We start from the raw sequence: 10,281 nt of genomic DNA on the forward strand, positions 1-10,281 counted from the left end.
CCCAACGACCGGGTTTTAGGAGCCGGCCCTGTCCCCGGGCCGGCTCCGCCATTTCTTGGGGTGTGCACGCTACCTTTGCCTCGCCGTCGGTTGAGGGCAATATGGCCGATCATCGCGGATCGGTGCTGTGCTGGAAATTCCCGAAGACCGTTGCGAACGCGCCAGGCTGTTCAAGGCCATAGACGACGCCTTCAAGGCCGGCGATTTCGACGGGCTCGGCATTGCCCTGGGCGGCGCGCCGCGCTGGTTCGACGAGCGCATGCCGTTCGAGCTCGGCCTTGGCCATCCGCTGGAGTATGCGATCTACTGGAGTCCCCTCGCCTTCATCTCGGCTTTGATCGAAGCGGGCTCGAATCCGAACTACGGCGACCATGCCGGATTTCCCTCGATCATCGCGGCGCTGTCCACCGAGCGGACCGACAAGCATGACATCATCCGCGCCCTGATCGAGCACGGCGCTGACCCCGACATGCGTGGCGTTAACGACTGGACGCCGCTGCATTATGCGGTGGCGATGCGCGATGCCGAAGCGATCCGCCTGCTTCTGGCGGCAGGCGCGGACCCGGCGCTTAGGACCCGCATCGACGACTATACGACGGCGCTGGAGGAAGCCGAGGAAGCCGGCTTCGAGGCTGGCGCTGTGCTGCTGCGCGAGGCGCTGGGCAAGCCTGGCTCGAATCCTGGCCGGAAACGTTGAGAGATGCCAATGGCCGCCGCCGGTCGCGGCCTCAGACCTTCCTCAGCCCGGCCTTGAAGCGCTTGCCGTTGGCGACGTAGTGCGCGGCCGAGCCGCGCAGCCTGGCGACTGCGGCGTCATCGAGTTCCCTCACGACCCGCGCGGGCGAGCCGACGATCAGCGAATTGTCGGGAAACGCCTTGCCCTCGGTGACTAGCGCGCCAGCGCCGACCAGCGAGTTCTTGCCGATCCTTGCTCCGTTGAGCACGATGGCGCCCATGCCGATCAGGCTGTTGTCGCCGATTGTGCAGCCATGCAGCAGCGCGCGGTGACCGATCGTGCAGCCCTCGCCGATGGTCAGCGGAAAGCCTGGATCGGTGTGCATCACCGTATGCTCCTGCACGTTGGTCCCGGCGCCGATGGTGATCGGCTCGTTGTCGCCGCGGATGACGACGCCGAACCAGAAGCCGGCATCGCGGCCGATGTTGATGTCGCCGATCAGCGTCGCGTCCGGCGCGATCCAGTTGCTGTCGGCATCTACAAAGCTGGGCGCTTTTCCGTCGATCGCATAGGTCGGCATTGTCCGTCTCCGAATCGTCTCACGCTGGAAAGTGAGCCGACCCTAGGAGACCGGTCGCCCAGGATGCAATGGCGAGCAGGACAACGCCCTGCGCCAGCGCCCAGGCAATCGCCGTGCACCCGCACGACATCAGCGCCAGCGTGGTGATGCGGCCCTGCCTGCGGGCATCCAAAGCGTCATTGGCGAGCATGAACGGCCCCGCGCATGCCGTCGCGGCCAGCGATCGCAGTATGTGCGAAGGCGACACATAGGGCTCGACGAAGGCAAGCCTGCGGCCGCTGGCCAGTTCCATCGCCGATCCCATCAGGCCGCCGGCGGTGAGGCCGACGGCGAAAGCAAAGAGCACGAGTTCCACAGCACCCATCTTTACCTTCCGTTTACCATGACGTCGCACAGTCGCATCCGACAGGCGCGCTGCAAGAGCCATGCCGCGCAATGTGTGCCGCCCGGGGACATCCAGCGGATCGGCGACCGTAACGGGGATAGCGATGAAGCAGGCGGCAACCGCGAGTGGCCCGGAATTCGAGGTTGTCGATTCCACGCTGATGAAGCGGGTGTTCTATGCCTTCGCGGCGCTGGCGCTGCTTTCGGTGGCGATCAGCCTCGGCGGCAAATGGTTGGGGCGCTCGATCGCCATGGCCGGCTACACCGACGACACGACCATCCACGAGGTGGTGATCGGCAACAATGTCATTGCCGTCCCGGCCAATTTCATCCGCTTCGAGCAGGCGCGGCGCGACGGCATCGCCTCGCGCCTCGACCTCTATATGCGCTACCCCGAGATGGACGGCTACAGCACAGCCGCCCGCGACGACTTCAACCATACGGGCGCGCGCAAGAACGTCGTCTTCCTCTCCTTCGAGCAGCAGATGATGTCGCGCGACATGAGCGGCCGCTTCGCCCCGATCTACAGCGCGCTGATCGTCCAGCCCGGCACGCCGGGACCCGGCGGCACGACGCTTTATGGCTTCACCGAGAAATCAGGCTATCTCAACGAGGTGCTCGCGGTGGCCGGCCGTCCGGGCAAGGACCCGTTCGTTGCCCGCTGCCTGAGCGGACCGAGCGCGGAGGAATCGCTGGCGCCTTGCGAGCGCGACCTCCAGGTCGGCGATGGCCTCAGCCTCACCTATCGCTTTCCCAGGGAATTTCTCGGCAACTGGCAGGCGCTGGACGCGGCGATCGCGGCGGCGGCCGCGCATGTCCTGAAGACAGGACGATAGGGCAAGTGACCACTACAAGATAAGAAGCGTTGACCGGGCTGCGCTGACGCAGGCCCGGCCAGCAGAGGGCTCAGCCCAGGTCGATGTCCAGAATCGCCATCGAGAAATTGTAGTCGCCATCGTCCTCGTCCTTGAAGACGATGCCGAGGAATTCGTCGCCGACATAGACTTCGGCCGAATCTTCCTTGCGCGGGCGTGCCTTCACCTGGAGCTTGGGATTCTGGAAGACGCGCTTGAAATAGGCGTCCAGCTTTCTGATTTCGTCCGGCTTCAACAGTCTTCTCCGATCGTCGGGCTTGCTGGGTTGAACGCGCTTCTGGCACGTCGACAATGGCGATGTAAAGGCAAGCCGGCGGCAGAACCGAAAGCGCCTCCGCATCTGCGGCCGGTTTCAGCCGCGCGGGCGGGCGCCCCGGCCTCAGATATCGAAGCTGACGACGTGGTCCATCGTTTGCGAGGGCAGGAGCTGGTCCATCTGCCTGGAAGGCTGGTCGCAACCGGTCTCGCCGACGACACGCGCCGGCACGCCGGCGACCGTCTTGTTGTGCGGCACTGGTGACAGCACGACCGATCCGGCCGCGATCTTCGAGCAATGGCCGACTTCGATGTTGCCGAGGATCTTGGCGCCGGCGCCGATCAGCACACCGCGGCGGATCTTCGGATGGCGATCGCCACCGGCCTTGCCGGTGCCGCCGAGCGTCACGCCATGCAAGATCGAGACATCGTCCTCGATCACCGCCGTCTCACCGACGACAAGGCCGGTGGCGTGGTCGACGAAAATGCCCTTGCCGATGCGGGCGGCGGGATTGATGTCGGTCTGGAACACCGAGGAGGAGCGGCTCTGCAGGTAGAGCGCGAAATCCCGCCGGCCCTGGTTCCACAGCCAGTGCGCCAGCCTGTGCGTCTGGATGGCGTGGAAGCCCTTGAAGTAGAGCACCGGCATGATGAAGCGGTCGCAGGCCGGATCGCGGTCGTAATAGGCCTGGATGTCGACGCGCACCGTGGCGCTCCAATCGGGATTGTCGGCCAGCATGGCGTTGAAGGTCTGACGGATCAGGTCGGAACCGACATCCTGATGGTCGAGGCGCTCGGCGAGGCGGTGGATCACCGCTTCCTCCAGGCTTTCCTGGTTGAGGATGGTCGCATAGAGGAACGCCGCGAGCAGCGGGTCGCGGTTGACCGCTTCCATCGCCTCGTCGCGGATCGAGCGCCAGATCGGATCGACCGGCTGCACAATGCTGGGGCGGGCAATCGTAATGCTGTTCATCGACGGTCTCCGGCCTGCCGGCTCCTTACCGGCCGCACATATAGGCCAGATCATAGCACGGGGGAACTCAATTTTCCTTAGTGCTTTGTCAAATGGATTTGGTTCATCGGAAATCAAGCGGCCATGGAAAACGAACCCTTGCGGCCTGCACGCACTGGCCGCACCGGGTTCCCCCGTGACCTCAATGCCGCCCGCTTAGGTCGGCAGCGGCTTGCCGGCCTGCTCCGCCACCATGTATTCGGCATACCAGTCCGGCCAGTTCTCGTCCCGCTTTCCGCCGGTCCGCTTCTCGTGCTCGCCATGTGCCGTCGCCGCACGCCGCAGCGCGGCGGCAAGCTCCGGGGAAGAGCTGAATGTCGTATCGTGAGCGTCGACGCGCCCGGGCAAACGCTGGGTGATTTCCTGCAGCAGCCAGCCATTGCCGTCCGGGTCGCTGAACGAGGCGAACGAGGAATAGCTGCGTCCCTCCGGATGCCTGCCGCTGAGCGATGGCTGCCCGGGGCCCGCGCGATGATACACTTCGCTCGCCTCGACCCCTCGCGCTACAAGTTCGGCGCGCGCGGCCTCGATATCGGACACGATGAGATAAAGCACCTTTGCCGAGCCGGGCGCCGCCGATGTGATGCCGGTGCCGAAGTGGATCGAGCACGGCGAACCCGGAGGCGTGAACTGCACGACGCGAAACGCGTGGCCGACCGCGAAGTCGGCGTCGAGCCTCCAGCCCAGCCCGCCATAGAAAAGCTTGGCCCGATCGACATCCGAAACAGGAATAGCGACGGCCTCAAGCTTCATGTCGATGGTGGTCATGCCAACCTCCCTGGGTTTGAGTGCCTCGAGAAGGCAGCTTCCCGCCGCGATGCGTTTTGGTCAATCCGGTGACGGTGGGGTTTGCAGGCGAATTGCCCGATGCCATACAGGCTCGACTTGCGTCGCCCCGGCTCCCGGCGTCAAATGTCGGAAGGGTGAAGCAGCATGGAAAACGAAGCCTTGATCGACGAAGCGTTGAGAAACGAGCTCTCATCGCACTATCTGGCACCGGATCGCCACTACCACAGCCTTGCCCATATCGAGGCGATGCTGGCGCTGGCTGGCGAGTACGAAGCCCTGCTCCACGATCCCGTAGCGGTGCACGCAGCGATCTGGTTCCACGACGCCATCTATGACAGCCGGGCCAAGGACAACGAGGCGAAGAGTGCCGCTCTTGCAGAGCAAAAACTTGCCGGCCGCACCGACGCCGCGCGCCTCGGCCGCATCGCCGCGATGATCCTCGCCACCGCGACGCACGAATTGCCAAGCTCGCGCGATGCGGACTTCAGCCGCGACACAGCGCTCTTGCTCGACATGGACCTGGCAATCCTTGGCGCGGCGCCCGGTACTTTCGACACCTATGAGCAGGCGGTACGGCGGGAGTATCAATGGGTCGAGGAGCCGATGTGGCGCGCCGGCCGCGGCGCGGTGCTGAAGAGTTTCCTCGCACGCCCGCATATCTTCCACACCGATGAATTCCGGCAACGGTTCGAGCCCCAGGCCAGGCAAAACCTGGCGCGATCGTTGCAAGCGCTCGGAGGTGTTAGCTAATCCGGGAAGGTCTCTATGCGCTGCGCGTACGGCCTGAAGCCTGCGCGTCTGTAGACAGGCTGCGCATTGGGATGGTCATAGGTGTCGGTGTGCAGCCAAAGCCGTTCGGGCCGATATGACCAGATCGCGCGAAGCGACCGGTCGAGCAGGAACGGCCCGAGCCCGCGGCCCTGGAAGGCGGGCACGAGCCCGAAATGGGTGAGTTCGACGACGGACTGGCCAACGCTGTTGAACTCGCACAGGCCTGCCGCCTCGCTGTCGACGCGCAGGACATGGACATGCGTCGCCGGACTGGCGAGCAGCCGTTCGAGGTCCGCCGCTTTCATGCGCAGCCGCTGATCCCACTGCACGGCTTCGCCGACGGCGCGGTAGAGGCTGAAATAGCTGGCGATATCGAGCGCTTCGCGCTCCACCGTCGCGCCGGCTGTCGGAGCGGAAAAAGCCGCGCCGGACGGCGGCTCGGTCATCTCCATATAGGTGACGAGAAGGTCGACCATGGTCCTGACAGATGCGGTATCAGAGCGGGTTTTCGGCGTAAAACTCCAGCACGCGCTGCTTGAAGCTCTTGTCGCCGACTGCCAGCATGTGGTCGCGGCCCTCGATGTGGAACGCCCGGGCGTTCGGCATCAGCGCCGCCAGTTCGTCCGGTGAGCCGCCGATGTCGTCCTTGGTGCCGACAGCGACCAAGGTCGGCTGCGCGATCCGCGCCATATGGTCTTCGCCAAGCAACTCCCGCGAGGTGGCAATGCAGGCGGCAAGCGCCCGGCGATCGCTGCGCGTCTGGTCGGCGAAGGCGCGAAACGAGCGGCCGCGCGGATGCGTCGTCGTTGCCGGGTCCTCGGCAAGCAGCGCCTCGGCGATCGGATCCCAGTCGCCGACGCCGTCGACCATGCCGATGCCGAGGCCGCCGAACACCAGCGTCGCCACCTTGTCCGGATCGGAAAGCGCCAGGAACGCCGAGATGCGCGCGCCCATAGAATAGCCCATCACATGGGCGCGTTCGATGCCGAGGTGGTCGAGCAGGGCGGCGCCGTCGGAAGCCATTTTTGCCGGCGTGTAGTCGGCCTCGTTGTAACTTTTCGACGACGAGCCGTGGCCGCGATTGTCGAAGGCAATCGCCCGGTAGCCGGCAGCGTTGAGCGTCTTGAACCAGCCTGGCGACACCCAGTTGACATAGTGGCTGGAGGCAAAGCCGTGGATCATCAGCACCGGATCGCCGTGGCCCGATGCCGGCTGGCGATCGAGATAGGCGAGGTCGAAACCGTCATGCGAAAAATACTGCATCGGCAAAGGTCCGGATTGTTCAGTTGGGATCGACGCTCGGCGCATCGCCCTTGTCAGGCGCCGGCTTGGCCGGCCCCGACGCCGTGCCGATGGCCGGATGGCGCAACAGGTCGCCGTCCGCGATACCGTCCTTGGCGGCCGTGCCTGCCTTGAGCTCGAGCACGAAGCGCACCGGTTCGCCGGGCGAGATGATCGCCTCGGACTGCGGCTCGCCTTTCAAGATTGCCCGAATCCTCCCGTCCTGGCCGACGAAGATCAGGTCGAGCGGCATCGGCGTGTTCTTCATCCAGAAAGTCAGGTCCCTGGACTCCTCGAACACGAACAGCATGCCGTGATCGTCGGCCATCTGCTGGCGGAACATCAGGCCCGCCTCGCGCTCGTCGGGCGTGTCGGCGATCTCGATCGAAAAGGAACGCTCGCCCGATTTCGTCACCGCCACCAGCGGCGTCGGGTCGACCGGCAGGATCATGGCCTGGCCGTCCGCCGAAGTCGGCCGCTGCGAATAGAAATAGGCGCCCGCCGCGACGACGATAGCCATCGCGATGCAGATCGCGCCTGCCGTCAGCCAGTTCCTGTGAAGCATGTAAAATCCTGAGCCGGGACGTCGTCCCAAGGTGTGTTGAGATTCAGGTCAGGCCGAGTCCGGAATGGTGGTTTCCGAGAGCCGGAGCGGAGCGTACTTCAGTTACGTCAGCGCCGGAAGCACGGGAAGCCGCCATTTGCAGGCACGGCATCACCTGAATATCAACACAGCTTAGTGCGAGACCGGCAAGGTGCCCATATCGGGATGAATTTCGGCAGCCATAAGGCCTTTGTCGCCGCGGCCGAAGCGAACCAGCACGACCTGGCCGGGCCTGAGCTCGGTAATGCCGTAGCGGCGCAACGTCTCCATGTGGACGAAAATGTCCTCGGTGCCCTCGCCCCGGGTAAGGAAGCCGAATCCCTTGGTGCGGTTGAACCACTTCACCAGCGCCCGCTCGAGCCCGCTCTCCGGCGTCACGGTGACGTGGGTGCGCTGTTCCTGCATCTCGGCCGGATGGACCGCCGTGCTGGCGTCCATGGAAAGAACGCGGAACGCCTGCAGGCCGCGATCGCCCTGCTTGACCAGGCAAACGACGCGCGCGCCTTCCAGCGCGGTCTGGAACCCGTCCTTTCGAAGGCACGTCACATGGAGGAGAATATCACCGGAGACACCATCGTCCGGAAGAATGAAGCCGTAGCCCTTGGCTACGTCGAACCATTTGATTGCGCCGGCGATTTCGACAAGGTCGGCGCCTTCGCCGCCGCTGTCACGCTTCAAGGCGCCCTCAAGGCTTCCGTCCCGCCCCGTAAAAGAGGCCTTTTCCCCCATAAGAATGCCCCCTTTTTTCAACACAACCGCAACTGATTCTTGACATCAGATTAACACTGCGGCTTCCGGTCTGTGCAAGACCTGACGTGCCTTTTTTCACTGTTGAGCAGTGGAATACCTCATTTGTTGTTTGCCGGCATGTCCGCAGCCGGGTGACGATGTCCTAAAATCGGACGCTGCCGCCGCTCCGGCTCTGCTTGACCATCGGATTGCCCTCTTGCCCCGGCGCTCCGGCGATTGCCCTTTGGCCGGGTGGCCCCTATGTTCCGCCGCGACGCAACGCCCCGGAGAAAGATCCCATGCGCTATCTGCACACCATGGTCCGCATCGCCGACATCGATGCCTCGCTCGACTTCTACTGCAACAAGCTCGGTCTGAAGGAAGTGCGCCGCTACGAGAACGAGCAGGGGCGCTACACGCTGATCTTCCTCGCCGCCTCCGAAGACGAACAGAGCGGCGTCACGGAAAAGGCGCCGCTGGTCGAATTGACCTACAATTGGGACCCCGAAGACTACAAGGGCGGCCGCAATTTCGGGCATCTCGCCTACGAGGTCGACGACATCTACGCCACCTGCCAAAATCTGATGGACAAGGGCGTCACCATCAACCGGCCGCCACGGGACGGCAACATGGCCTTCATCCGCTCGCCGGACGGCATTTCGATCGAGCTGCTGCAGAAGGGTCCGGCCAAGGCCAAGGCCGAGCCATGGGCCTCGATGGCGAACACCGGCAGCTGGTAGGCCGGCAACGCCGATGTGATCGGTCGCCTATGGCGTTTTGCGAGACGGCGCCTATCTATGCAGTCATGGCGCCAGCCTCGCGAGGCTGGCGTTTTTCTTGACCCATCGGAGAACCATCCATGCCGACCAGCCGCGCCGATGTCGCCACCGAACATGCCAGCCGCTACCTGCAGCAGCTCTGCAAGCACTGGGCGCACAAATTTCCGGTCGAGTTCGACCCGCACCACGGCGCCATCGATTTGACGTCGCTGGGACGCACGGTCATGGAGGCCGATGCCAAGGCGCTTCACATCGCCGTGGCAGCCGACGACGCCACCTCGCTTGAGCGGCTGGAAACGGTCGTCGCCGACCACATCAAGCGCTTTGCCTTCCGCGAGGAGCTGACCTTCGACTGGCAGAAGGCCGCCTGAGCCGAGGCATCAGGCACTCGCCTTGGTCGCCATCTCCAGCAGCGCCAGCACCGAGCGCCAGTTGCGCGCGGTGCCCGGCACTTTCAAGGTGCGTGGAACGAGATTGGCGAACACCGATTTGCCAAGCCCCTCCGGCGCGTGCAGGTAAAGCACGTCGCGTTTGACTTCGAAGCTTTCCGGGCCGGTGCATTTTTCCGCGAGCCGGGCGATCTCCTCCGCAGTGGGTTCGCGCTCCAGCGCATAGGCATGCAGCTTGGTCGGCTCGCCGGCAACCTCCGGATAGGGGTTTTCCTCCACCAGCCGCTCGAGCCAGCCGGCATCGCGCACCATGATGCGCGAATGGAACCCCCAATTCTTCTCGAAGGCGGCTTCCAATTTGTCGGTCAAGCTGGCCGCACCGCCCTTCCCTGAACGGAACACGACATTGCCGCTCTGCACGTAGCTGGCCACATCGGAAAAGCCGAGGTCCTCGAAGAAGCTCCGCAACTCCGCCATCCTGACGATGCGGTTGCCGCCGACATTGATGCCGGAAAACAGCGCGACGAAAACCGTCCCTTTTCCGCTCATATGATGAACCCGGCCAGCGTCTCGTTGTCGGTGATGTCCTGGTACTGCACGCCCTCGGCGTCGAAATTCGCTTTCAGCAGGTCGAAATTGCGCCGGTCCTTGGTTTCGATGCCGATCAGCACCGAGCCGAAATTGCGAGCCGATTTCTTCAGATATTCGAAGCGGGCGATGTCGTCGTCCGGCCCCAGCATTTCGAGGAAATCGCGCAGCGCTCCCGGCCGCTGCGGAAAGCGGATAATGAAGTATTTCTTCAGCCCCTCGAAGCGCAGCGCCCGCTCCTTGACGTCGGGCAGCCGCTCGAAATCGAAATTGCCGCCCGAAACCACGGCGACGATGGTCTTGCCCCTGATCTCCTTGCGGGAAAAATCCTTGAGCGCATCGATCGCCAGGGCGCCTGCCGGCTCGAGCACCACGCCTTCGACGTTGAGCATCTCGATCATCGTCGCACAGAGCCGGTTCTCCGGGATCAGCCGCACCGCGTCGGTGGCAAATTCCCTAAGATGCCGCAGCGGCTCGCGGCCGATCTCGGCGACCGCGGCGCCGTCGACGAAATTGTCGACTTTGGAGAGCTTGATCCGTTTGCCCGAGGACAGGCTCCCGGTGAGGCT

16 protein-coding genes are annotated in these 10,281 nt (G+C 64.1%); 5 read left to right on the plus strand and 11 right to left on the minus strand.

From position 1 onward, the window contains the following. Positions 1-127: 127 nt before the first annotated feature. The gene (locus EN738_RS23725; protein ID WP_189340690.1) at positions 128-697 is read left to right on the plus strand and encodes an ankyrin repeat domain-containing protein; all 570 of its coding nucleotides are present in this window, start codon (positions 128-130) and stop codon (positions 695-697) included. Positions 698-728: 31 nt separating this feature from the next. Here the strand turns inward: EN738_RS23725 and EN738_RS23730 are convergent, their stop codons facing one another. Beyond that, positions 729-1,256 (minus strand): gamma carbonic anhydrase family protein, encoded by a 528-nt coding sequence (locus tag EN738_RS23730; RefSeq protein ID WP_127285828.1) that lies wholly within the window; start codon positions 1,254-1,256, stop codon positions 729-731. Between the two features lie 19 nt (positions 1,257-1,275). Beyond that, on the minus strand, positions 1,276-1,620 hold the full coding sequence (locus EN738_RS23735; protein ID WP_127285829.1) for a hypothetical protein: 345 nt from the start codon (positions 1,618-1,620) through the stop codon (positions 1,276-1,278). A 124-nt stretch (positions 1,621-1,744) separates the two neighbouring features. Here EN738_RS23735 and EN738_RS23740 point away from each other — a divergent pair, with 124 nt between their 5' ends. Continuing rightward, the gene (locus tag EN738_RS23740; RefSeq protein ID WP_127285830.1) at positions 1,745-2,476 is read left to right on the plus strand and encodes a hypothetical protein; all 732 of its coding nucleotides are present in this window, start codon (positions 1,745-1,747) and stop codon (positions 2,474-2,476) included. 70 nt (positions 2,477-2,546) lie between these two features. Here the strand turns inward: EN738_RS23740 and EN738_RS23745 are convergent, their stop codons facing one another. From EN738_RS23745 to EN738_RS23755, 3 genes are all read right to left on the minus strand, one after another. Then, positions 2,547-2,750 (minus strand): DUF3126 family protein, encoded by a 204-nt coding sequence (locus tag EN738_RS23745; RefSeq protein WP_042644432.1) that lies wholly within the window; start codon positions 2,748-2,750, stop codon positions 2,547-2,549. Positions 2,751-2,894: 144 nt separating this feature from the next. Further along, positions 2,895-3,743, minus strand: a complete 849-nt coding sequence (gene cysE, locus EN738_RS23750) for a serine O-acetyltransferase (RefSeq protein WP_127285831.1) — start codon at positions 3,741-3,743, stop codon at positions 2,895-2,897. A 195-nt stretch (positions 3,744-3,938) separates the two neighbouring features. Beyond that, a complete protein-coding gene (locus EN738_RS23755) occupies positions 3,939-4,550 on the minus strand; it encodes a VOC family protein (RefSeq protein WP_127285832.1) in 612 nt (203 codons plus the stop codon). A gap of 165 nt (positions 4,551-4,715) precedes the next feature. Between EN738_RS23755 and EN738_RS23760 the strand changes: the two genes are divergently transcribed. After that, the gene (locus tag EN738_RS23760; protein WP_127285833.1) at positions 4,716-5,321 is read left to right on the plus strand and encodes a hypothetical protein; all 606 of its coding nucleotides are present in this window, start codon (positions 4,716-4,718) and stop codon (positions 5,319-5,321) included. Here the strand turns inward: EN738_RS23760 and EN738_RS23765 are convergent. From EN738_RS23765 to EN738_RS23780, 4 genes are all read right to left on the minus strand, one after another. Continuing rightward, positions 5,318-5,818, minus strand: coding sequence for a GNAT family N-acetyltransferase (locus tag EN738_RS23765; RefSeq protein ID WP_127285834.1), 501 nt, complete (start codon positions 5,816-5,818; stop codon positions 5,318-5,320). The two genes, EN738_RS23760 and EN738_RS23765, sit on opposite strands and share 4 nt — an antisense overlap. A gap of 19 nt (positions 5,819-5,837) precedes the next feature. Beyond that, a complete protein-coding gene (locus EN738_RS23770; protein WP_127285835.1) occupies positions 5,838-6,605 on the minus strand; it encodes an alpha/beta hydrolase in 768 nt (255 codons plus the stop codon). 19 nt (positions 6,606-6,624) lie between these two features. Further along, positions 6,625-7,188: a DUF192 domain-containing protein gene (locus EN738_RS23775; protein ID WP_127285836.1), complete on the minus strand. Its 564-nt coding sequence runs from the start codon at positions 7,186-7,188 to the stop codon at positions 6,625-6,627. A gap of 171 nt (positions 7,189-7,359) precedes the next feature. Continuing rightward, positions 7,360-7,956, minus strand: coding sequence for a cold-shock protein (locus EN738_RS23780; RefSeq protein WP_127285837.1), 597 nt, complete (start codon positions 7,954-7,956; stop codon positions 7,360-7,362). 299 nt (positions 7,957-8,255) lie between these two features. Between EN738_RS23780 and gloA the strand changes: the two genes are divergently transcribed. Beyond that, complete coding sequence (gene gloA / locus EN738_RS23785) at positions 8,256-8,696, plus strand: lactoylglutathione lyase (protein ID WP_127285838.1); 441 nt, start codon at positions 8,256-8,258, stop codon at positions 8,694-8,696. Positions 8,697-8,815: 119 nt separating this feature from the next. Further along, positions 8,816-9,106 (plus strand): DUF2218 domain-containing protein, encoded by a 291-nt coding sequence (locus tag EN738_RS23790; protein WP_126054341.1) that lies wholly within the window; start codon positions 8,816-8,818, stop codon positions 9,104-9,106. Between the two features lie 9 nt (positions 9,107-9,115). Here the strand turns inward: EN738_RS23790 and EN738_RS23795 are convergent, their stop codons facing one another. Both EN738_RS23795 and EN738_RS23800 read right to left on the minus strand, forming a co-directional pair. After that, the gene (locus EN738_RS23795) at positions 9,116-9,673 is read right to left on the minus strand and encodes a DUF1697 domain-containing protein (RefSeq protein WP_127285839.1); all 558 of its coding nucleotides are present in this window, start codon (positions 9,671-9,673) and stop codon (positions 9,116-9,118) included. Beyond that, positions 9,670-10,281 (minus strand): pyridoxal-phosphate dependent enzyme (locus tag EN738_RS23800; RefSeq protein WP_127285840.1); only part of this gene is annotated, 612 nt, incomplete at its 5' end. The genes EN738_RS23800 and EN738_RS23795, both read right to left, overlap by 4 nt.

Source organism: Mesorhizobium sp. M4B.F.Ca.ET.017.02.2.1 (assembly GCF_003998955.1).
In the GTDB taxonomy this organism is placed as follows: Bacteria; Pseudomonadota; Alphaproteobacteria; order Rhizobiales; family Rhizobiaceae; genus Mesorhizobium; species Mesorhizobium abyssinicae.